The sequence below is a fragment of the Pseudomonas sp. TH08 genome, from assembly GCF_016651275.1.
Taxonomy (GTDB): Bacteria; Pseudomonadota; Gammaproteobacteria; order Pseudomonadales; family Pseudomonadaceae; genus Aquipseudomonas.
Genome location: NZ_JAEKEE010000005.1, coordinates 226,568 through 248,881, shown reverse-complemented (window position 1 = coordinate 248,881; position 22,314 = coordinate 226,568). Strand labels below are relative to the sequence as shown.

Annotated in this window: 22 protein-coding genes; 6 read left to right on the top strand and 16 right to left on the bottom strand. The window is 59.4% G+C overall.

The genetic code is table 11. The features are described 5' to 3' along the window. Positions 1-49 precede the first annotated feature (49 nt). The 3 genes from JFT91_RS24585 to JFT91_RS24575 all read right to left on the bottom strand — a co-directional run bounded on the left by JFT91_RS24585 (position 50) and on the right by JFT91_RS24575 (position 2,441). On the bottom strand, positions 50-1,153 hold the full coding sequence (locus tag JFT91_RS24585) for an NADH:flavin oxidoreductase (RefSeq protein ID WP_201234144.1): 1,104 nt from the start codon (positions 1,151-1,153) through the stop codon (positions 50-52). A 196-nt stretch (positions 1,154-1,349) separates the two neighbouring features. Continuing rightward, positions 1,350-1,832, bottom strand: coding sequence for a glutathione peroxidase (locus JFT91_RS24580; protein ID WP_064387988.1), 483 nt, complete (start codon positions 1,830-1,832; stop codon positions 1,350-1,352). A gap of 123 nt (positions 1,833-1,955) precedes the next feature. After that, positions 1,956-2,441, bottom strand: a complete 486-nt coding sequence (locus JFT91_RS24575; RefSeq protein WP_008085027.1) for an FKBP-type peptidyl-prolyl cis-trans isomerase — start codon at positions 2,439-2,441, stop codon at positions 1,956-1,958. On the opposite strand from JFT91_RS24575, the gene JFT91_RS24570 reads away from it, so the two are divergent. From JFT91_RS24570 to yihG, 3 genes are read left to right on the top strand one after another with little or no spacing between them, the layout of a single operon-like run. Next, on the top strand, positions 2,410-2,736 hold the full coding sequence (locus tag JFT91_RS24570) for a DUF3565 domain-containing protein (RefSeq protein ID WP_201227948.1): 327 nt from the start codon (positions 2,410-2,412) through the stop codon (positions 2,734-2,736). The genes JFT91_RS24575 and JFT91_RS24570 overlap by 32 nt on opposite strands. A 60-nt stretch (positions 2,737-2,796) precedes the next feature. After that, complete coding sequence (gene pta, locus JFT91_RS24565; RefSeq protein WP_201234143.1) at positions 2,797-4,896, top strand: phosphate acetyltransferase; 2,100 nt, start codon at positions 2,797-2,799, stop codon at positions 4,894-4,896. Next, positions 4,897-5,802, top strand: coding sequence for a 1-acylglycerol-3-phosphate O-acyltransferase, YihG family (yihG, locus tag JFT91_RS24560; RefSeq protein ID WP_201234142.1), 906 nt, complete (start codon positions 4,897-4,899; stop codon positions 5,800-5,802). A gap of 195 nt (positions 5,803-5,997) precedes the next feature. On the opposite strand, the gene cysN is transcribed toward yihG, so the two are convergent. From cysN to JFT91_RS24545, 3 genes are all read right to left on the bottom strand, one after another. Then, a complete protein-coding gene (gene cysN / locus JFT91_RS24555) occupies positions 5,998-7,896 on the bottom strand; it encodes a sulfate adenylyltransferase subunit CysN (RefSeq protein ID WP_201234141.1) in 1,899 nt (632 codons plus the stop codon). A 9-nt stretch (positions 7,897-7,905) separates the two neighbouring features. Beyond that, positions 7,906-8,823: a sulfate adenylyltransferase subunit CysD gene (gene cysD / locus JFT91_RS24550; protein WP_201234140.1), complete on the bottom strand. Its 918-nt coding sequence runs from the start codon at positions 8,821-8,823 to the stop codon at positions 7,906-7,908. A gap of 250 nt (positions 8,824-9,073) precedes the next feature. Next, positions 9,074-9,832 carry a Nif3-like dinuclear metal center hexameric protein gene (locus JFT91_RS24545; protein WP_201234139.1) on the bottom strand — a complete coding sequence of 253 codons (759 nt, stop codon included), beginning with the start codon at positions 9,830-9,832 and terminating at the stop codon, positions 9,074-9,076. A 103-nt stretch (positions 9,833-9,935) separates the two neighbouring features. On the opposite strand from JFT91_RS24545, the gene algW reads away from it, so the two are divergent. From algW to JFT91_RS24530, 3 genes are all read left to right on the top strand, one after another. Beyond that, complete coding sequence (algW, locus tag JFT91_RS24540; protein WP_064119375.1) at positions 9,936-11,093, top strand: Do family serine endopeptidase AlgW; 1,158 nt, start codon at positions 9,936-9,938, stop codon at positions 11,091-11,093. Positions 11,094-11,181: 88 nt separating this feature from the next. Beyond that, complete coding sequence (locus tag JFT91_RS24535; RefSeq protein WP_201200603.1) at positions 11,182-13,287, top strand: TonB-dependent siderophore receptor; 2,106 nt, start codon at positions 11,182-11,184, stop codon at positions 13,285-13,287. A 12-nt stretch (positions 13,288-13,299) separates the two neighbouring features. Then, positions 13,300-14,019, top strand: coding sequence for a DUF4198 domain-containing protein (locus JFT91_RS24530; protein WP_201200602.1), 720 nt, complete (start codon positions 13,300-13,302; stop codon positions 14,017-14,019). Positions 14,020-14,138: 119 nt separating this feature from the next. Here JFT91_RS24530 and hisC read toward each other — a convergent pair whose 3' ends face one another. The 10 genes from hisC to JFT91_RS24480 form a co-directional block, all read right to left on the bottom strand. After that, complete coding sequence (hisC, locus tag JFT91_RS24525) at positions 14,139-15,191, bottom strand: histidinol-phosphate transaminase (RefSeq protein ID WP_201234138.1); 1,053 nt, start codon at positions 15,189-15,191, stop codon at positions 14,139-14,141. Positions 15,192-15,193: 2 nt separating this feature from the next. Beyond that, positions 15,194-16,531 (bottom strand): histidinol dehydrogenase, encoded by a 1,338-nt coding sequence (hisD, locus tag JFT91_RS24520; RefSeq protein ID WP_201227956.1) that lies wholly within the window; start codon positions 16,529-16,531, stop codon positions 15,194-15,196. 125 nt (positions 16,532-16,656) lie between these two features. Next, a complete protein-coding gene (gene hisG, locus JFT91_RS24515) occupies positions 16,657-17,292 on the bottom strand; it encodes an ATP phosphoribosyltransferase (protein ID WP_007912384.1) in 636 nt (211 codons plus the stop codon). A 124-nt stretch (positions 17,293-17,416) separates the two neighbouring features. Beyond that, positions 17,417-18,682, bottom strand: a complete 1,266-nt coding sequence (murA, locus tag JFT91_RS24510) for a UDP-N-acetylglucosamine 1-carboxyvinyltransferase (RefSeq protein WP_201227957.1) — start codon at positions 18,680-18,682, stop codon at positions 17,417-17,419. Positions 18,683-18,704: 22 nt separating this feature from the next. Next, entirely contained in the window at positions 18,705-18,944 is a 240-nt protein-coding gene (locus JFT91_RS24505) for a BolA family protein (protein ID WP_007912386.1), read from the bottom strand. Positions 18,945-19,059: 115 nt separating this feature from the next. Then, on the bottom strand, positions 19,060-19,365 hold the full coding sequence (locus JFT91_RS24500) for an STAS domain-containing protein (protein WP_201227958.1): 306 nt from the start codon (positions 19,363-19,365) through the stop codon (positions 19,060-19,062). Beyond that, positions 19,362-20,006, bottom strand: coding sequence for an MlaC/ttg2D family ABC transporter substrate-binding protein (locus tag JFT91_RS24495; protein ID WP_201234137.1), 645 nt, complete (start codon positions 20,004-20,006; stop codon positions 19,362-19,364). The genes JFT91_RS24500 and JFT91_RS24495 overlap by 4 nt, the downstream gene beginning before the upstream one ends. Positions 20,007-20,017: 11 nt before the next feature. Continuing rightward, positions 20,018-20,485 (bottom strand): outer membrane lipid asymmetry maintenance protein MlaD, encoded by a 468-nt coding sequence (gene mlaD, locus JFT91_RS24490; protein WP_007912400.1) that lies wholly within the window; start codon positions 20,483-20,485, stop codon positions 20,018-20,020. After that, positions 20,485-21,282, bottom strand: a complete 798-nt coding sequence (gene mlaE / locus JFT91_RS24485) for a lipid asymmetry maintenance ABC transporter permease subunit MlaE (protein WP_201234136.1) — start codon at positions 21,280-21,282, stop codon at positions 20,485-20,487. The genes mlaD and mlaE overlap by 1 nt, the downstream gene beginning before the upstream one ends. Then, complete coding sequence (locus JFT91_RS24480; RefSeq protein ID WP_122595143.1) at positions 21,282-22,091, bottom strand: ATP-binding cassette domain-containing protein; 810 nt, start codon at positions 22,089-22,091, stop codon at positions 21,282-21,284. The genes mlaE and JFT91_RS24480 overlap by 1 nt, the downstream gene beginning before the upstream one ends. Positions 22,092-22,314 lie beyond the last annotated feature (223 nt).

Sequence of the window (22,314 nt, the reverse complement as noted above, 5' to 3'; positions counted from 1 at the left end):
AAACCTGTGGGAGCGAGCCTGATCGCGAAGGGGCCAGTGAAGGCGCTGGTTAAACCAGCGTCATCAACGCCTCACGGCTGAACGGCAAAATGTCCTGCTCACGCCCTTCACGGACTTTCAGCGCCCAGTCCGGATCGACCAGCAGCGCACGCCCCACCGCCACCAGATCGAATTCCTCTTTGTTCAAACGCTCCAGCAGGTTTTCCAGACTGGCCGGTTGCGCGACTTTGTCGGTATTGACCATGAACTGCAGAAACTCGCCGTCCAGACCCACACTGCCGACGGTGATGGTCGGTTTTCCGGTGAGCTTGCGCGTCCAGCCGGCCAGGTTCAGCTCGGAGCCGTCGAACTCAGGCTCCCAGAAGCGGCGCGTCGAGCAGTGGAAAATATCCACGCCGGCGTCAGACAACGGCTTGAGAAACTCACCCAGCGCTTCGGGGGTTTGCACCAGGCGTGCGGTGTAATCCTGCTGTTTCCACTGCGAGAAACGGAAGATGATCGGGAAACCTTCGCCGACCGCTGCACGCACCGCCTGGATCAGTTCGATGGCGAAACGCGAACGGTTGGCCAGGCTGCCACCGTATTCGTCGGTGCGCTGGTTGCTGCCTTCCCAGAAGAACTGGTCGACCAGGTAACCGTGGGCGCCGTGGATTTCCACGCCATCCATACCCATGCTTTGCGCATCTTTAGCGGCCTGAGCGAACGCGGCGATGACTTCCTGAATGTCTTGTTTGGTCATGCCGTGCACCACGACCTGACCATCCTTGAGTTTTTCCGTCGGGCCGTAAGCCGGCACGCTGGCGTCCGGTTCGGTGCCGATGCGGCGCACGCTGCCGACGTGCCACAGCTGCGGAACGATCTTGCCGCCTTCAGCATGAACGGCGTCGACGACTTTTTTCCAGCCGGCCAAGGGCGCGTCACCAAAGAATTGCGGCACGTTCGGGTAGCCATTGGAGGCAATGTGGCCGACGGTGGTGCCTTCGGTGATGATCAGGCCGACACCCGCCGCCGCACGACGACGGTAGTACTCGATGACTTTCGAATCAGGCACGCCACCCGGGGAGAAAGAGCGAGTCATCGGCGCCATGACCACACGGGTCGGCAGTTCGAGGGCGCCGAGGTGGAACGGTTTGAACAAGGCTTGAACCGGCATTGGAAGGCTCCACAGGGAATGACTTTATGACGGCGATAATATTGACTCGAGAATCCCTTGAACAGCACTATTGATTTGGGTGATTAAGGATTAGAAGACGCAAAGCAAAAGATCGCAGCCTTCGGCAGCTCCTACATGGGGTTTTGAGGTCACCTGTAGGAGCTGCCGAAGGCTGCGATCTTTTGATCTTGCTTTATCAGCTCAGCGCTTTTTCAATCGCATGAACAATGGTCGGATCATCCGGCGCCGTACGCGGCGAAAACCGCGCCAACACGCGGCCGTCCTTGCCGAGCAGGAATTTCTCGAAATTCCAGGTGATGTCACCGGGAAACTCCGCGCCCTCGCCCGCCAGCAGACGGTAAAGCTGATGCCGTTCGTGACCGTTGACTTCGAGCTTGCTCGACAACGGAAACGTCACGCCATAGTTGAGGCTGCAGAAATCCTGAATTTCCTTTTCGCTTCCAGGTTCCTGACCAGCGAACTGGTTGCACGGCAGGCCCAGCACACTGAAACCTTTGCCTTTGAACTGCTGATAGAGGTTTTCCAGCGCCGCGTACTGAGGCGTCAAGCCGCATTTGGAGGCGACGTTGACCACCAGCACGACTTGGCCCTTGAAAGGCGCCAGCGGTAGCTCCTGACCATCCAGGGCTGTCAACTTAAGGTCGTGAAAAGCACTCATGACGAACTCCAGGATTCCGATGTTCTTCTCGAAACAGCCACTTGGCGAGGCCACCAAGGACAGCCGCGGACTAAAAAGGCGCCCGCGGGCGCCTCTCCAGTTCTCGAAAGCTTAGCGCAGAAATCAGTGGTGATGGCCACCTTCGCCATGGACGTGGCCATGAGCGATTTCTTCCTGGCTGGCGTCACGGATGTCAACGATCTTCACTTTGAAGTTCAGACGCTGACCGGCCAGTGGGTGGTTGCCGTCGACAGTTACGTCGTCGCCGTCGAGGTCACGAATGGTGACGATCTGCATCTGGCCGTCCGGCGCCGAAGCGTGGAACTGCATGCCGACTTCCAGCTCGTCAACACCTTCGAACATGCTGCGGCTCAGGGTGCTGACCAGTTCAGCGGCGTATTCGCCGTAAGCGTCTTCCGGTTCAACGGAGACTTCCAGCTCGTCACCAACAGCTTTGCCATCCAGAGCTTTTTCCAGGCCCGGGATGATGTTGCCTGCGCCTTGCAGGTAGACCAGCGGAGCGCCGCCGGCGGAGCTGTCGATGACCTCACCAGCGTCGTTGGTCAGGGTATAGTCGATGGAGACAGCCTTATTGGCGGCGATCAGCATGGGGCGAGACCTTTTGCATAAGAATATAGAAAGGCCAAGTTTAGCGAAGCAATCGCTCGAAAGCGAACACAACCCGGACAAACGGGTTTCGACGATTAGCGGTTTCCATCAGGATGCAGACGGCCATTGGGTGGCCGAGCTTTCCTGTGGCCACACCCAACACCTGCGTCACCAGCCGCCCTGGCAATCGCGCGCCTGGGTCCTTGACCCGGCGCAACGTATTGAAAAAATAGGCCAACCCTTTGCCTGCGGTTGGTGCGCACAAGGCTCGGTTAGCGCTAACCTTGGCGACTGAATTTCGGCAGATCGTCAGCTATAGACGGCAGCCATTGCCATGCACCCTTAGAGAATTCGCATGCAAACTTTTTTTATCGCACCCACCGATTTTGGCGTGGGTCTGACCTCCATCAGCCTCGGGCTGGTACGCACGCTGGAGCGCGCCGGGCTGAAAGTCGGTTTCTTCAAGCCGATTGCCCAGCCGCATCCGGGCGACACCGGCCCTGAGCGCTCGACCGAACTGGTGGCGCGTACTCACGGTCTGAAACCGCCGCAGCCGCTGGGTCTGGCCCACGTTGAGCGGATGCTCGGCGACGGTCAGCTCGACGAGTTGCTCGAAGAAATCATCGCCCTGTATCAGCAAGCGGCCGTCGGCAAAGACGTGCTGGTCGTCGAAGGCATGGTGCCGACCCGTAGCGCCAGCTATGCCGCGCGGGTCAATCTGCATTTGGCCAAAAGTCTGGATGCGGAAGTCATTCTGGTCTCGGCCCCGGAAAACGAAGTGCTCGCCGAATTGTCCGGCCGCGTCGAATTGCAGGCGCAGTTGTTTGGCGGCCCGAAAGACCCGAAAGTCCTCGGCGTGATCCTCAACAAGGTCAAGACCGACGAAAGCATGGAAGCCTTCGCCGCGCGCCTTAAAGAACATTCACCGCTCCTGCGCAGCGGTGATTTCCGCCTGCTCGGCTGCATCCCGTTCCAGCCGGAACTCAATGCGCCGCGCACCCGCGACGTTGCCGACCTGATGGGCGCGCAAGTGCTCAACGCCGGCGACTACGAAACTCGCCGGATGACCAAAATCATCATTTGCGCGCGCACCATGCGCAACACCGTCGAGTTGCTCAAGCCCGGCGTGTTGGTGGTGACGCCCGGCGATCGCGACGACATCATCCTCGCGGTCAGCCTCGCAGCGATCAATGGCGTGCCGCTGGCCGGCCTGTTATTGACCAGCGATACCCTGCCCGACCCGCGCATCATGGATCTGTGCCGTGGCGCCTTGCAGGCCGGTTTGCCGGTGTTGTCGGTGAGCACCGGTTCTTACGACACTGCCAACCTGCTCAACGGTTTGAACAAGGAAATCCCGATCGATGACCGCGAGCGCGCGGAGATCATCACCGATTTCGTCGCCAGCCATCTCGACGCCAACTGGCTGCACCAGCGTTGCGGCACACCGCGAGAAATGCGCCTGTCGCCCGCCGTGTTCCGCTATCAGTTGATCCAACGCGCGCAAGCGGCGAACAAGCGCATTGTCCTGCCAGAAGGCAGCGAGCCGTTCACCGTGCAAGCAGCGGCGATCTGCCAGGAGCGCGGGATTGCCCGTTGCGTATTGCTGGCCAAACCGGAAGACGTCGAAGCCGTGGCTCGCGCGCAAGGCATCGTGCTGCCGCCGGGCCTGGAGATTCTCGATCCGGACTTGATCCGCGAACGCTACGTCGAGCCGATGGTTGCGCTGCGCAAGACTAAAAGCCTCAACGCACCGATGGCCGAGCAGCAACTGGAAGACACCGTGGTGATCGGCACCATGATGCTCGCACTGGATGAAGTCGACGGCCTGGTTTCCGGCGTCATCAACACCACCGCCAATACCATCCGCCCGGCCTTGCAACTGATTAAAACGGCGCCGGGCTGCACGCTGGTGTCATCCGTATTCTTCATGCTGTTCCCCGAGGAGGTGCTGGTTTACGGTGACTGCGTGATGAACCCACACCCAAGCGCCGCCGAACTGGCAGAGATTGCCCTGCAAAGCGCCGACTCGGCCGCAGCGTTCGGCATCACTCCGCGCGTGGCAATGATCAGCTATTCCAGCGGCGAATCGGCCACGGGCGAAGAAGTCGAGAAAGTCCGCGAAGCCACCCTGCTCGCCCACGAACAACAGCACTCGCTGCTGATCGACGGCCCGCTGCAATACGACGCTGCCGCCAACGCGGACGTTGCCCGGCAACTGGCGCCGAACAGCCAGGTGGCCGGTCGCGCCACCGTGTTCGTGTTCCCCGACCTGAACACCGGCAACACCACCCACAAAGCCGTACAGCGCAGCGCCGATTGCGTCAGCCTCGGCCCGATGCTGCAAGGCCTGCGCAAACCGGTGAATGATTTGCCGCGCGGCGCGCAAGTCGATGACATCGTCTACACCATCGCCCTCACTGCGATTCAAGCCGCCAACCGACCTATGGATGTGTAAATGCTGGATTTTCTACCTGCACCACTGCGCGGCGTGATCGCCTCACTGTTGTTGGCGCTCAATACGATTCTGCTCTGCTCGTTTCTGTTCTGCGTCGCACTGGTCAAGGCCTTGCCGTTCGCCTTCACCCAGCGCATCGCCGGCTGGCTGATGTACCACACTCATGAAGCGTGGATCAGCAACAACAAGGGCTGGATGAACCTGGTGCGCCGCACGCGCTGGCACCTCAGCGGCCTGCAAGGGCTCGACTACCAGCACTCGTACCTGATCACCAGCAACCATCAGAGCTGGGTCGATATTCTGGTGCTGCAATACGTGCTCAACCGTCGCATTCAGCCGCTGAAGTTCTTCCTCAAGCAAGAGCTGATCTGGGTGCCGGTGATCGGCCTGGCGTGGTGGGCACTGGGCTTTCCGTTCATGAAGCGCTACTCCAAGGCTTACCTGGCCAAACACCCGGAGAAGAAAGGCAAAGACCTGGAAACCACGCGCAAGACCTGCGCGAAGTTTCGCAACAACCCGGTGGGCATATTCAACTTCGTCGAAGGCACGCGCTTCACCGAAGGCAAGCACGCGCAGCAGCAATCACCGTTCAAATACTTGCTCAAGCCCAAGGCTGGCGGCATTGCGTTTGTGCTGGATGCGATGGGCGAGCAGTTGGAGTCGATCGTTAATGTGACGATTCATTATCCGGGCGGCCGCCCAGGCTTCTGGGACTTGTTGTGCGGCAATGTGCGGGATGTGGTGGTGCACTTTGAAGAGCTGAAGATCCCGCAGCAATTCATTGGCAAGAACTACGACCAGGACGGCGAATATCGCCTGCAGTTCCAGGGCTGGATCAATCAGCTGTGGCTGGACAAGGATGCGCTGCTGGAGCAGATGCACCGCGAATACCCGAACAAGCGCTAGTCCCCTGTAGGAGTGAGCCTGCTCGCGATGGCGGTGAATCAGATCATAAATATTGAATGACACACCGCTATCGCGAGCAGGCTCACTCCTACAGTTTTGACCGCGTTGGCCCGAAATAAAAAGCCCGCCGATGATTGCTCATCGGCGGGCTTTTTCTTGCAGCTTGAAACTAGAAGCTTGTCGCTGCTTTATTGCTTAGATCGCGCCGCGTTTACGCAGCAGATCCAGCACTTGCTTGACGCTTTCTTCCAGACTCAATGCCTGCGTGTCGATCACCAGATCGGCGTTCAGCGGCACGTCGTACGGGAAGGATTCACCCGGGATGTTGTCGCCACCGGCGGCATACAGACCTTGCGGATCACGCTCGGCGCACACGGCTGGGGAGGCCTGAACGTAGACCGTCAACAGACGATCCTTGCCGATCAGTTCCTTGGCCTGTTCACGCCCTTCGGCGCTAGGTGCCACGAATGCGGCCAGGGTCAGCAGACCGGCTTCGTTGAACTGACGCGCCACGTGCGCGGCACGGCGCCAGTTCTCGGTGCGACCAGTGCGATCCTGCGGCAGACCTTTGTTGAGGTCGTGACGCAGATTCTGGCCATCCAGGACAAACACCGCACGGCCCATGTCGAACAGCTTACGCTCGACCGCATAAGCCAGCGTGCTCTTGCCCGCGCCCGAGAGGCCGCTGAACAGCACGGTGGCCGGTTGCTGGCCGAAGCGCTGAGCACGCTCTTCAGTGGCAACATGCGCCAGTTTGCCGTGATGCGTGGCGGTGCCATGCGTCACTGGCTGCGCGACGATCATGCCGGCGCCAACTGTGCCGTTGGTCAAACGGTCGATGATGATGAACGCGCCAGTAGTGCGGTTGCTCTCGTAACCGTCGAGGGCGATCGGCGCGTCCAGCGCGATTTTCACCTTGCCGATTTCGTTGAGCTGCAACGCGCTCGCCGGGCCTTCTTCCAACGTATTCACGTCGACCTTGTTGACGATGCTGGCAATCGAGCCTGGCACGTAACTGGTCGCGCGTTTGATGTCGTATTTCTTGCCCGGCAGCATCGGCTCTTCAGCCATCCACACCAGCATCGCTTCGAAGCTGTCGGTGACCGGCGGCACGTTGTCGGCATGCACCAACAGGTCGCCACGGGAGATGTCGATTTCATCTTCCATGGTCAGCGTCACGGCCTGACCTGGGCCTGCATGCTCCAGTTCACCTTCGAAGGTGACGATGGATTTCACGCGGCTGCTCTTGCCCGATGGCAGCACAACCACCTCGTCGCCTTTCTTGACGATGCCGCTGGCCAGCGTGCCGGCGAAACCGCGGAAGTTCAGGTTCGGACGGTTGACGTACTGCACCGGGAAACGCAGATCGGTGAAGTTGCGGTCGCCCGCGACTTCCACGGTCTCGAGAATTTCCATCAGCGACTGGCCTTTGTACCAAGGCGAACGCTCGGACTTGTTCACCACGTTGTCGCCCTTAAGGGCAGACATCGGCACGAAGTGCATGCTGGTCGGCTTCATCTTCAAGCCTTCGGCAAACTTCAGGTAGTCGGCCTTGATCGACTCGAACACACCTTCATCGAAGTCCTTCAAGTCCATCTTGTTGATGGCGACGACGATGTGTTTGATCCCCAGCAGGGACGCAATGAAGCTGTGGCGACGGGTCTGGGTCTGCACGCCGTAACGCGCATCGACCAGAATGATCGCCAGGTCACAGGTGGATGCACCGGTGGCCATGTTGCGGGTGTACTGCTCATGGCCGGGGGTGTCGGCGATGATGAATTTGCGTTTGGCGGTGGAGAAATAGCGGTAAGCGACATCGATGGTGATGCCCTGCTCACGCTCGGCCTGCAAGCCGTCGACCAGCAATGCCAGGTCGATGTCGTCACCGGTGGTGCCGACTTTCTTCGAATCGCGGGTGATCGCTTCGAGGTGATCTTCGTAGATCATTTTCGAGTCGTGCAGCAGGCGCCCGATCAGGGTGCTCTTGCCGTCATCGACGTTACCGCAGGTCAAAAAGCGCAGCAGCTCTTTACGTTCGTGCTGGCCCAGGTAGGCGAGGATGTCCTCGCTGATCAAATCAGATACATGCGACATGACAGCCCCTTAGAAATAGCCTTGACGTTTTTTATCTTCCATCGAGCCGGCGCCATCGTGGTCGATGACACGGCCCTGGCGCTCGGAAGTTCGCGTCAGGAGCATTTCTTGAATGATGTCCGTGAGGCTTTCGGCCTCGGACTCCACGGCGCCCGTCAACGGGTAGCAGCCAAGGGTACGGAAACGCACTTTCTTTTTGACGATGCGCGCTTTGTCTTCGTCGGACAGGTGTTCGAGGATGCGCTCGTCGTCGATCATGATCAGCGTGCCGTTCTTCTCGATCACTTCGCGTTCGGCGGCGAAGTACAGCGGCACAATCGGGATGCCTTCGAGGTAGATGTACTGCCAGATGTCCAGTTCGGTCCAGTTCGACAACGGGAACACTCGGATGGATTCGCCCTTGTTGACCTTGCCGTTGTAGACGTTCCACAGCTCTGGACGCTGGTGTTTCGGATCCCAGCGGTGCTTGCTGTCGCGGAACGAGTACACACGCTCTTTGGCGCGGGATTTCTCTTCATCGCGACGGGCACCGCCGAATGCTGCGTCGAAACCATGCTTATCGAGTGCCTGCTTGAGGCCCTCGGTTTTCATGATGTCGGTGTGCTTGGCGCTGCCGTGGGTGAACGGGTTGATGTTCTGCGCCACGCCATCGGGGTTGATGTGGGTGATCAAGTCCAGGCCCAGTTCTTCGACCATCTTGTCGCGGAACTTGTACATTTCCTGGAACTTCCAGCGGGTGTCGACGTGCATCACCGGAAACGGCAGCTTGCCCGGGAAGAACGCCTTGCGTGCCAGATGCAGCATCACGGCGGAGTCTTTACCGATGGAGTACAGCATCACCGGGTTATCGAACTCGGCGGCCACCTCGCGGATGATGTGGATGCTTTCCGCCTCCAGCTGTTTCAGATGCGTCAGTTTGTCGACCATGGCTACTCACGAAAACTTTCTTATGAACGGCCAGCGGGCCGTGTTCGAGCGGGGAATCCTAGCACAGCGGCCTTCTTCTAATCAGGACGCAAGCTAGAACGAAAGGGCATATGAATATGCCTGCCAGTTCTGCCGAGCAGTGCCCTTGTGGGAGCGAGCCTGCTCGCGAAAGCGGTGTGCCGGACACCTTTGTATTGAAGGTTTGATGCCTTCGCGAGCAGGCTCGCTCCCACAGGGATTTGTGGTGGATTCAGATCGGGTTCGGGCAGTCGATGAAGATGTGTTCAACGGCGAAGCGCTTCGCCAGGTAGTCGCCCAGTGCCTGCACGCCATAGCGCTCGGTGGCGTGGTGGCCGGCGGCGATGAAGCTGATGTCGTTTTCGCGGGCGCTGTGAAAGGTCTGCTCGGAGGCCTCGCCGCTGAGGAACAGGTCGACACCCGCCGAAACGCCATGGTCGATATACCCCTGGCCGCCACCGGTGCACCAGCCAACCCGGCGGATCATCGGGCTGCCTTCGATCAACAGCGGCTCACGGCCCATGACTTCCTGCACCTTGCGGGCAAAGTCGCGCGCGGTCATCGGCTCCTTCAACGAGCCGACCAAGCCGACGATTTTCAGGTTATCGGGATCCAGCGGGCCTTCGACGGTGATGTCCAACTGACGCGCCAGTTGCACGTTATTGCCGACGTCCGGGTGCAGATCCAGCGGCAAGTGATAGGCGAGCAGACTGATGTCGTGCTTGAGCAAGGTCTTCAGGCGACGCTGCTTCATGCCGGTGATGCACGGGTTTTCGCCTTTCCAGAAATAACCGTGGTGCACCAGCACCAGATCGGCCTCGGCTGCGACGGCAGCGTCCAGCAACGCCTGACTGGCAGTGACACCACTGACGATGCGCATCACCTGCGGCCGGCCCTCGACCTGCAAGCCATTGGGACAATAATCGGCAATTTTTGCACTGCCCAGGTAACGGTCGGCTTCTTCGACGAGGGTGCTGAGGGCGACGGCCATGAAAGACTCCTAAATATCCCGTTCAGAGGCACGCGCGGCCTCGTATAATGCGCGACATTATGGGCGGTCTGACCCCGCCTGCAACTTTTCCAGGACGTGCTTAATGTTCAAGGCGCTGCGTTTTATGGGCTGGCCGCTGTTGGCCGGTGTGCTTATCGCTCTGTTGATTATTCAGCGTTACCCGCAGTGGGTCGGGCTGCCGAGCCTCGACGTCAACCTGCAACAGGCTCCGCAAACCACCAGCGTGCAGCAGGGGCCGGTGTCCTATGCGGATGCGGTGACCATCGCGGCGCCTTCGGTGGTCAACCTGTACACCACCAAAGTCATCAACAAGCCAGCGCACCCGCTGTTTGAAGACCCGCAGTTCCGGCGTTTCTTCGGTGATAACTCGCCGAAGCAGAAACGCATGGAATCGAGCCTTGGTTCGGGTGTGATCATGAGCCCGGAAGGCTACATCCTGACCAACAACCACGTTACCAGTGGTGCGGATCAGATCGTCGTGGCCTTGAAGGACGGTCGCGAAACCCTCGCCCGGGTGATTGGCAGCGACCCGGAAACCGACCTCGCGGTACTGAAGATCGACCTGAAAACCCTGCCAGCGATTACCGTCGGTCGCTCCGACAACATCCGCATCGGTGATGTCGCACTGGCCATCGGCAACCCGTTCGGTGTCGGTCAGACCGTGACCATGGGCATTATCAGTGCCACCGGGCGTAATCAGTTGGGCCTGAACAACTACGAAGATTTCATCCAGACCGACGCAGCGATCAATCCGGGCAACTCCGGCGGTGCGCTGGTCGACGCCAACGGCAACCTCACCGGCATCAACACGGCGATCTTCTCCAAGTCCGGCGGTTCGCAGGGTATTGGCTTCGCCATCCCGGTGAAACTGGCGATGGAGGTGATGAAGTCGATCATCGAGCATGGTCAGGTGATTCGTGGCTGGCTGGGCATTGAAGTACAGCCGCTGACCCAGGAGCTGGCCGAATCGTTCGGTTTGTCCGGGCGTCCGGGGATTGTCGTCGCGGGGATCTTCCGCGATGGCCCGGCGCAGAAGGCTGGCCTGCAATTGGGCGACGTGATTCTGAGCATCGATGGCGAACCTGCGGGTGATGGTCGCCGTTCGATGAACCAGGTGGCGCGGATCAAACCGACCGACAAAGTGACTATTCAGGTGATGCGTAATGGCAAAGAACTGAAGCTCACCGCTGAAATCGGCCTGCGTCCACCGCCGGCACCGGTGCAGGAAAAAGAAGAGTAAAACTTTTTTCGCGCGGTTCGCGCGAATAAAAGACATTCTCAAAAGGCATGTTATATTGTTTCAATTCTAGGAATTGGAACAACATAACATGTCGTCTCGAACAAAGGCTTCCCTGCTGAGCCTGAGCCTTGGTTTACTGGTCGATCCAGTCTTCGCCGAAGAACCGCAGCCCCTCGAACTCGACGCCATCAGCGTCACTTCCGACTACGAATCGCCGACCGGACCGGTCAAAGGCTACCGCGCCACGCGCTCCTCCAGCGCGACCAAAACCGACACCGCGATCCGCGATATCCCGCAAGCGATCAGCGTTGTACCGGCCAGCGTACTCAAGGATCTGGGCAGCACCAGCGTCGAACGCGCGCTGGATTTTGCCGGCGGTGTGTCGAAGCAAAACAATTTTGGCGGCCTGACCCTCTACGAGTACAGCGTGCGCGGCTTCACCACGTCGGAGTTCTATAAGGACGGCTTCAGCGCCAATCGTGGTTATCCAAGCACGCCCGACGCCGCCAACATCGAGCGCATCGAAGTGCTCAAAGGCCCGGCGGCCAGCCTGTATGGTCGAGGCGATCCGGGTGGTACGGTGAACATCGTCACCAAGAAACCAGAGCCCGACGCCTTCACCACCCTGCAAACCAGCGCCGGCAGTTGGGATCGCTATCGCACTGCACTGGACGTCAACACGCCGCTGGATGATCAGGGCGATGTGCTCTCGCGGATCAACCTTGCGGTCGAGGATAACCACAGCTTTCGCGATCACGTCGATAGCCAGCATGTGTTTGTCGCACCTTCAATCAGCTGGCAATTGAATCCGGACACGTCGCTGTTGGTTGAAAGTGAAATCGTCCGCCACAACTCCACTTTCGACCGTGGCATCGTTGCGCCGAACAATAAATGGAGCGGCGTCTCACGCTCGACCTTCCTCGGCGAACCCAACGACGGCAACATCGACAACCACAACAACCTGTTGCAGGCGACCCTCGAACATCACCTCAATGACAGCTGGAAACTGCGTCTGGCCAGCCATTACAAGGAAGGCAAACTCTGGGGTGATGCCTCCGAGTCTCGCCCGTTGAACGCTGACGGCCACACCGTCAATCGCCGCTATCGCGAACGTGACACAAACTGGCACGACAGCATCACGCAGCTGGAACTGCGGGGTCTGTTCGACCTTGGCCCGTGGCAACACGAACTGCTGATCGGCACCGAGTACGAAAACTTCCGCAAGAACGAACGCGTCACCACGATTGCTGGCGGCCCCTACGCGATCGACATCTACAACCCGATCTACGGCCAGCCGAAACCCAACGGTGCACGCTCGGGCACGGATACTTTCGAACACGTCGAAAGCCATGCGCTGAACCTGCAGGATCAAATCGTCTTCAGCGACAAACTGCGCGGGATGTTCGGCGCGCGCTTCGAGCATTTCGACCAGCGTATCGACGACCACAGCCGTAACGCCAACAGTCGCCAGAGCCACGATGCCCTGACCCAGCGCGTCGGTCTGCTCTATCAGCTGACGCCCAATACCGGGCTGTTCGCCAACGCCTCGACCTCGTTCAAACCGAACAACGGTCTCGACGCCGCGGGCAAATCCTTCGATCCGGAAGAAGGCGTCGGCTATGAAGTCGGGATCAAGAACGAGTTGTTCGACGAGCGCCTGAGCAGCACCCTCGCCTTCTTCCACATCGACAAGGAAAACGTCCTCGCCCTCGACCCCGGTACCGATACCAGCCGCGCGATGGGCAAAGCGCGTAGCCAGGGCTTCGATCTGCAAGTGACCGGACAAGTCACTGACGCGGTGCGGGTGATCGGTGCATTCGCGTACATCGACGCGGAAGTGACCGAGGGCGACGCGGTCATCCCAAAAGGCAGCCGCATTCTTGGCGTGGCCAAACGCAGCGGCAGCCTGCTCGGTGTTTATGAATTTCAGGATGGCCCTTTGCGGGGCTCGGACGTCGGCGCAGCGTTCACTTATGTCGGCGACCGCTCTGGCGAATCCGGCAGCGATTTTGAATTGCCGGCCTACCACACCGTTGACCTGCTGGCCCATTACAAGGCCAGCGGCAACGTCACCGTCGGCCTGAACCTGAACAACCTTTTCGACGAAAAGTATTACGAGCGCTCCTACAGCAACTACTGGGTCAACCCCGGCGAGCCGCGCAACTTCACTGTCAGCCTGACCCTCAACCTGTAAAAGGACGTCACCATGCGACACGGCAAAACCCTTGTACTCATCGCCGCACTGTTCGCCGGCCAGGTCTCGGCCCACGGTCTGTGGACTGAACAACGTCGCGGCAATATCGAAGTGATCTACGGCCACGGCGCCGAAGACAATGCCTTCAAGGCCCGGAAGATCAGCGGCGCCTGGGCTTATGACGCCAGCGGCAAGATGATCCCGGTCACGGTTGAACGCTTGGCAGATCACGCTCGCCTGAAACCACTGAAAACACCGGCGGTGATGGCCGTGGCCCTGAACAACGGCATGTGGTCGCAAACAGCGGACAAGAAGTGGATCAATGAAGGGCGCAGCAAAGTGCCTGGCGCCATCGAGGCGACGCAGACGTTCAAATACAGCCTGGCGATTTACCAGCCGGGGGCGAAGTTGCCGAAGCTCGATCAGATCAAACTGCTGATTGTGCCGGAGGTTGATCCACTGACCGTGGGGCCGGGCAATTCATTGCCGGTGCGGGTGTTGCTCGATGGCAAACCGGTGGCGGGTGTGAAGTTGATTGGTGACTACCGCAGCGCACCGCACACCCTGAGCACCGAGACGGATAAGGATGGCCGTGCGCAGGTGCTGGTGAGGAACGAAGGCTTGAATGTAATTGCCGCGCAGGTTGAAGTGCCGGTGAAGGACAGCCCTGATGTCAACAGTCGCGGCCTGTTCACCTCACTGACATTCCTCGGCGAGCCGCATCACGAATAACCACCACAAATCCCTGTAGGAGTGAGCCTGCTCGCGATGGCGCCGGGTCAGTCAGCATAAATGTTGAATGTCCATCCGCTATCGCGAGCAGGCTCACTCCTACAAAGGAAAGCGAGGCTTTAGAGCTCGCCGAGGCCGTCGATCAGCGCCTGATTCTGCTCAGGCGTACCCACCGAAATCCGCAGGAACTGCGCAATCCGCTCCTGCTTGAAGTGCCGCACAATCACGCCCTGCTCGCGCAATTTAGCCGCCAGCCCCGCCGCATCATGCTGCGGATGCCGGGCGAAGATGAAGTTGGCCGCCGACGGCAGCACTTCAAAACCCTTGGCCTGCAACTGCGCGATCACCCACTCACGGCTCTCGATGACTAGACGGCACGTCTTGTCGAAATACTCGCGATCTTCAAACGCCGCAGCAGCACCGACATTCGCCAGACGATCCAGTGGATAAGAGTTGAAGCTGTTCTTGATCCGCTCCAGCGCTTCGATCAGATCCGCATGCCCCACCGCCAGACCCACCCGCAGGCCCGCCAGCGAGCGCGACTTGGACAAGGTCTGCGTCACCAGCAAGTTCGGATAATGATCCACCAGACTGATCGCGGTCTCGCCGCCGAAGTCGATGTACGCCTCATCCACAACCACCACCGAATCCGGGTTGGCTTTGAGGATTTGCTCAACCGCATCCAGCGCCAGCAGGCAACCGGTCGGCGCGTTCGGGTTAGGGAAAATGATTCCGCCGTTCGGCTTGGCATAGTCCGCCGGGTTGATCCGGAATTGCGCATCCAGCGGCACTGCGTCGAACGTGATGCCGTACAACCCGCAGTAAACCGGATAAAAGCTGTAGCTGATGTCCGGGAACAGCAGCGGCTGATCGTGTTGCAGCAAACCGTGGAAAATATGCGCGAGCACTTCGTCCGAACCGTTGCCGAGGAACACCTGATTGCTCTGCACACCGTAATACCGGGCGACCGCGTTTTTCAGCAGGTCACTGTTCGGATCCGGGTACAGACGCAGGTTGTCGTTGAGCTCGGTCTGCATCGCCGCCAAGGCTTTTGGCGATGGGCCGTACGGGTTTTCATTGGTGTTGAGCTTGACCAATTTGGTCAGCTTTGGCTGTTCGCCTGGCACATAGGGCACCAGATCCTTGACGAACGGGCTCCAGAATTTACTCATGCTCATTCCCCCTGCCCTTGAAGAAAGTCTTCGTCTTTGATGCGGTATTCGGCGCTGCGCGCGTGGGCGCTCAGCGACTCGCCACGGGCCAGCACGGAAGCGGTTTTACCCAGCTCGGAAGCACCGGCCTCGGAGCAGAAGATGATCGACGAACGTTTCTGGAAATCGTACACACCCAGCGGCGACGAGAAACGCGCAGTGCCGGAGGTCGGCAGCACGTGGTTCGGGCCTGCGCAGTAATCGCCCAGCGCTTCGGAGGTGTGACGGCCCATGAAGATCGCGCCAGCGTGGCGGATCTGCGGCAACCAGGCTTGCGGGTCAGCGACCGACAACTCCAAGTGTTCCGGGGCGATGCGGTTGGCGACTTCGATGGCTTGGGCCATGTCCTTCACGTGAATCAGTGCACCACGGCCATTGATCGAGGTTTCGATGATGGTCGCGCGGTCCATGGTCGGCAGCAGTTTGTCGATGCTCGCGGCGACTTTGTCGAGGAACTCGGCGTCCGGACTGACCAGAATCGCCTGGGCGTCTTCGTCGTGCTCGGCCTGGGAGAACAGGTCCATGGCGATCCAGTCCGGATCGGTCTGGCCGTCGCACACCACAAGAATTTCCGAAGGGCCGGCGATCATGTCGATACCGACCTGACCGAATACGTGACGCTTGGCGGTGGCGACATAGATGTTGCCCGGTCCAACAACCTTGTCCACTTTCGGCACGCTCTCGGTCCCGTAGGCCAGCGCAGCAACTGCCTGCGCGCCACCGATGGTGAACACACGATCGACGCCGGCGATGCACGCCGCCGCCAGCACCAGTTCGTTGATTTCACCGCGCGGCGTCGGTACGACCATGACCACTTCGGTCACGCCGGCCACCTTGGCCGGAATCGCGTTCATTAATACCGACGACGGATACGACGCCTTGCCGCCCGGCACGTACAGGCCGGCGCGATCCAGCGGCGTGACCTTCTGGCCAAGCACGGTGCCGTCAGCTTCGGTGTAGCTCCAGGAATCCTGTTTCTGTTTTTCGTGATAGCTGCGCACACGGGACGCGGCTTTTTCCAGCGCTTCGCGCTGCGCCACGGTGATGCGAGTCAGAGCCAGTTCCAGGCGCTCGCGCGGCAGAATCAGGTCGGCCATCGAAGCGACTTCAAGGCCATCGAATTTTTGCGTGAACTCGACCAGCGCCGCGTCACCACGCTCGCGCACAGCCTTGATGATGTCCAGCACGCGCTGATTGACCGAGTCGTCAGACACACTTTCCCAGCTCAGCAGATGATCCAGATGATGCGCGAAATCCGGGTCAGCAGCGTTGAGTCGGCGAATTGCAGTCGTTGCGGTCATAGCGAGAGCCTCATAGGAATGGCAAAAACTCAGGCGCCCTAACTTAGCAGTCGTTTCCGCTTGGGCACCTGAGATTCTGGCTATGAGGCGGATAGACGGGCGCAACTTAACGTCGCGCAGGTAAATCAGCCGCGGTGTCGAGACTCCACTGCATTGCGCAGGGTGTCGATCAACGCCTGGATTCGGGCGTGTTGCATTTTCATCGAAGCCTTGTTGACCACCAGGCGCGAGCTGATCGTGGCGATCAGTTCCTGAGGTTCCAGGCCGTTGGCGCGCAGGGTGTTGCCGGTGTCGACCACGTCGATGATCTTGTCAGCCAGACCGATCAACGGTGCCAGCTCCATCGAGCCGTACAGCTTGATGATGTCGACCTGACGGCCCTGCTCGGCATAGTAACGCTTGGCAACGTTGACGAACTTGGTCGCCACGCGCAGACGACCCTTGGGCTCCGGCGCGCCGATCTTGCCGGCGGTCATCAGTTTGCACTGAGCGATTTGCAGGTCCAGTGGCTCGTACAGGCCCTGGCCGGTGTATTCCATCAGCACGTCTTTACCGGCCACGCCGAGGTCGGCCGCGCCATGCTCGACATACGTCGGCACGTCGGTGGCGCGCACGATCAGCAGACGAACGTCGTCCTGGGTCGTGGGGATGATCAGCTTGCGGCTCTTGTCCGGATTCTCGGTCGGCACGATGCCCGCTTCGGCGAGAAGCGGCAGGGTGTCGTCAAGGATGCGGCCCTTGGACAGTGCGATGGTCAACATGGGAAACGTCAGTCCTTATCAAGGTACTCATGTCCGGTCGCAATCGGCGCCGGACACACATCGAGCCGGAAACCGGCTCGACTCATAATCTCAGTGGACACGTCCGTGTGTCCCAATGCAGCGATTAGCCCGGAACGCGACGGATCTTGGCGCCCAGCATCTGCAGTTTTTCTTCGATGCACTCATAACCACGGTCGATGTGGTAGATGCGGTCGATCAGGGTATCGCCTTCGGCAACCAGTGCCGAGATCACCAGGCTCGCCGAAGCACGCAGGTCGGTGGCCATGACTGGCGCGCCCTTCAGTACTTCAGTGCCGGTGACGATCGCGGTGTTGCCTTCGACCTGGATCTTGGCGCCCATGCGGTGCAATTCGTACACGTGCATGAAGCGGTTTTCGAAGATCGTCTCGATCACTGCGCCAGTGCCTTCGGCAATCGCGTTGAGCGAGATGAACTGCGCCTGCATGTCCGTCGGGAAAGCCGGGTACGGCGCGGTGCGCACGTTGACCGCTTTCGGACGCTTGCCGTGCATGTTCAGCTCGATCCAGTCTTCACCGCTGGTGATTTCTGCGCCGGCTTCACGGAGCTTTTCCAGTACCGCTTCAAGGATGGTCGGATCGGTGTCCTTGACCTTGACGCGGCCGCCGGTGACCGCAGCGGCCACCAGGTAGGTGCCGGTTTCGATACGGTCAGGCATGACTTTGTAGAAGCACGAACCCAGACGCTCCACGCCATCGATGGTGATGGTGTCGGTGCCTGCGCCGGAAACCTTGGCGCCCATGGCGTTGAGGAAGTTCGCCAGGTCAACCACTTCAGGCTCACGGGCAGCGTTCTGCAGCACACTGCGGCCCTTGGCCAGAGCAGCGGCCATCATGATGTTCTCGGTACCGGTCACACTGACGGTATCGAAGAAGAAGCTTGCACCGCGCAGGCCACCTTCAGGCGCCTTGGCCTTGATGTAGCCGCCTTCGACGTCGATCACTGCGCCCATGGCTTCAAGACCACGAATGTGCAGGTCGACCGGACGCGAACCGATGGCGCAACCGCCAGGCAGTGCGACTTCGGCTTCACCGAAACGGGCAACCATCGGGCCCAGCACCAGGATCGACGCACGCATGGTTTTCACCAGTTCGTACGGCGCGATCAGGGTCTTGATGGTGCGCGGGTCGATTTCGACGCTGAGTTTCTCGTCGATCACCGGCTCAATGCCCATGCGACCGAACAACTCGATCATGGTGGTGATGTCGTGCAGGTGCGGCAGGTTGCCAACGGTCACCGGGCCATCGCACAGCAGGGTGGCAGCCAGGATCGGCAGGGCAGAGTTCTTTGCCCCGGAAATGCGGATCTCGCCATCAAGACGAGCGCCACCGGTAATAATCAATTTATCCATAAGAATCTCGACGCCCTTAGGCTCAGGTGCGCTCGGCCCAGGCCGCGCTGCTGAAAAATTTCATAGTGACCGCATGGATGCTGCCATCGGTGATCCATGGGTTCAAATGGGCATAGATCTGCTGCTGACGCTTCACCGGGCTCAACGCCGCCAGTTCATCGCTAATCACGTTCAGCTGGAAATTGCAGCCTTCGCCCTCAACTTCTACCAACGTTCCGGGCAGCTTTCCTTCAAGGAAGCTCTTCACTTCTACGGCCTGCATGCTCAACCTCAATCGGCGCCCTGTGCGCACGGGTCGGACATCATACAAAAAAGCCCCGCGCCTGCGAACCCCGCATGGCAGGACTCTGACGGGGGGCTTCTTTATAGATGTGGGTTCAGGGGTGCGCCAACAGTTCGGTCAGTTCACTGACCTGAGCGATTTCGCGCATGTCTTCAGGCATTGCGCGGATGCTGACGGCCTTGCCGGCTGCCTCGGCATCGCGCATGAAGCACAGCAGCAACGACAAACCGACGCTGCTGGACTTCTTCACCGCCGAGCAGTCGATCACCAGCGAAGACGCTTTGCTGGACTTGATCAACGCCTGGCCTTCCTTGCGCAAGCCAGGGCCGGTGCGGTAATCCAGCACGCCGCTGAGCAGAAGCTCGTCGACATCACTCATACGAACTGCGGCCTCACTCATTGTGCTGGGTTCTTTTCGGTGGATTCCTTGGCCTTGGCCACTTCACCGGCCCAACCATTGATGGTCTTGTCCAGATCGTTGCCATTGCGCTGCATCGCGTCGGCGAACTGATCACGGAACAGCTTGCCAATGTTGATACCGTTGATGATCACGTTGCGCAGCTTCCACTCGCCGTTGATCTTCTCCAGCGTGTACTGCACTGGATAAATCGCGCCGTTGCTGCCCTTGACGGTCATGTTGACGCTGGTGCGATCGCCCGACTCATCCTTGGCAGGATCAACGGTGATGCCCTGGTTGTTGTACTCGAGCAAGGCGTTGCCGTAGAACTGGAACAGGCCTTTCTTGAAGTTTTCCTGGAAGGTCTGCATCTGCACCGGCGTAGCCTTGCGCGAATACTTGACCGTCATGATGCTTTTGGAAATGCCTTCGGCATCCACCACCGGCCCGACAATGCTGTTGAGCGCCGCGTAGAAATCAGTCGGATCCTGCTTGTATTTCTCTTTGTTGGCAGCCAGGTCGGCCAGCAACCGGCTGGTCGTGTCCTGCACCAGATCATGTGCCGAATGTGCCGCCACGGCGTTACCCATCAACGGCAGAGCCGCCAGTAACACCAACAGGCTGCGTCGCAAGATAGAGATCATTCAAAAGCTCCTCATTTGGCGTCTTTGCTAACGGTATTGAGCAGGAATTTACCGATCAGGTCTTCCAGTACCAGTGACGACTGCGTGTCGTGAATGGTTCCACCATCCTTCAGCGGTTTGTCTTCCCCGCCTACGCTGATACCGATGTACTTCTCGCCCAGCAGACCAGCGGTCAGGATAGACGCTGTGGAGTCGGTCGGCAGGTTGTCGACCTTTTTATCCACTTGCAGCGTGACCCGACCGGTGAAGCTGTCACGATCCAGATCGATCGCCGTGACCTTGCCGATGGTCACACCGGCCATGGTCACTTTGGCTCTGACCGTCAAACCGGCGATATTGTCGAAGTAGGCATAAAGTTTATACGTGTCGGTGGTCGACGTCGGAGACAGGCCACTGACCCGCAACGCAAGCAGCAACAAAGCCAGGATCCCTGCCAGCAGGAACAGGCCGACACCGATTTCCAGGGTGCGGTTTTGCATCAGAAATCTCCAAACATCAAAGCGGTCAGAATAAAGTCCAGGCCGAGCACTGCCAGCGAGGCAAACACCACGGTCTTGGTGGTGGCACGACTGATCCCCTCGGAAGTGGGCTCACAGTCATAGCCTTGGAATACGGCGATCCAGGTCACTACGAAGGCGAAAACGATACTTTTGATGACACCGTTGAGCACATCACTGGTGAAGTTCACGCTGTTCTGCATGTTCGCCCAGTAGGAACCTTCATACACGCCCAACCAGTCGACAGCTACCCACGAACCACCCCAAATGCCCACCACGCTGAAAATCATCGCCAGCACCGGCAGGGAAATGAAGCCGGCCCACAGGCGTGGGGCAATGATGTATTTGAGCGGGTCGACACCGATCATTTCCAGACTGGAAAGCTGTTCGGTGGATTTCATGTTGCCGATTTCTGCGGTCAGCGCCGAACCGGCACGCCCGGCAAACAGCAGCGCTGTCACCACCGGCCCCAGTTCACGCAGCAAGGTCAGGGCCACCATCTGCCCCACCGCCTGCTCCGAACCATAGCTCGACAGAATGCTGAAACCCTGCAGCGCCAGCACCATGCCGATGAAAATCCCGGAGACGACGATGATCACCAGCGACATCACGCCAACCGAATGCAGCTGTTTGACCAGCAGGCCAAAACCGCCGCTTATACCGCCGCGCCCGAGCAAGGCGTGAAACAGGAACAACGTCGCCCGACCGAACACCGCAACGGCGTCGATCGCGGCCTCGCCGAACTGGCGTACGCGTTCTAATAATGAAATTCTGCGCATCAACGCTTCCCCAGAAGATCTGCGCGGTAATCCGTCGCTGGAAAGTGATACGGCACCGGGCCATCGGGGTTGCCGGTCATGAACTGACGAATACGCGGTTCGTCCGAGTTCATCAGTTCATCCGGTGTGCCCTGCCCCAGCACCTGACCATCACCCACTACATAGATGTAGTCGGCAATGCTCGCGGTTTCGGCCAGGTCGTGGGACACCACGATACTGGTGATCCCCAAGGCATCATTAAGCAGACGGATCAGGCGCACGAGTACGCCCATGGCGATCGGGTCCTGGCCGACGAACGGTTCGTCGTACATGAGAATCTGCGGATCGAGGGCAATTGCCCGGGCCAGCGCAACACGACGCTTCATACCGCCGGACAGCTCGTCGGGCATCAGTTCGATGGCGCCTCGCAAACCGACTGCCTGCAATTTGAGCAGGACGATGTCGCGGATCATCTCTTCCGGCAGCTCGGTATGAACGCGCAGGGGGAAAGCCACGTTCTCGAAGACATCGAGATCGGTGAACAGCGCGCCGCTCTGAAACAGCACGCCCATGTGCTTGCGCGCATCGAACAGATCGCTGCGCGAGAGCTTCGGCAGGTTCTGGCCGTTGACCCAGACTTCACCGCTGGTTGGGCGCAACTGTGCGCCCATCAACCGCAGCAGCGTGGTCTTGCCACAACCGGAAGGCCCCATGATGCCGGTGACCTTGCCGCGCGGGATGCGGATATCGACGTTATTGAAAATGCTGCGCGCACCGCGCTTGAAGGAGACTCCCTTCAGCTCGACCGCGTAGGCGTTATCGGCACTCATCTAAACTCCTTGCGATGCAGCCTCTCACTCGGACGCCGGGCTTTCCTGGGAAAGCACATACATCCACGGCAGGCCGAACTGGCGGCGAACTATATCACTGCAACAGCCACGCGCCCAAGGCTTGTGCCGGACCGTATTCAGTGATTTGACAGGCTCTGGACATCTTTTCGAAGCATTTGGTAACGAGGAATGACAAAGCACGACGAACTTGCGTGAGGCTTTG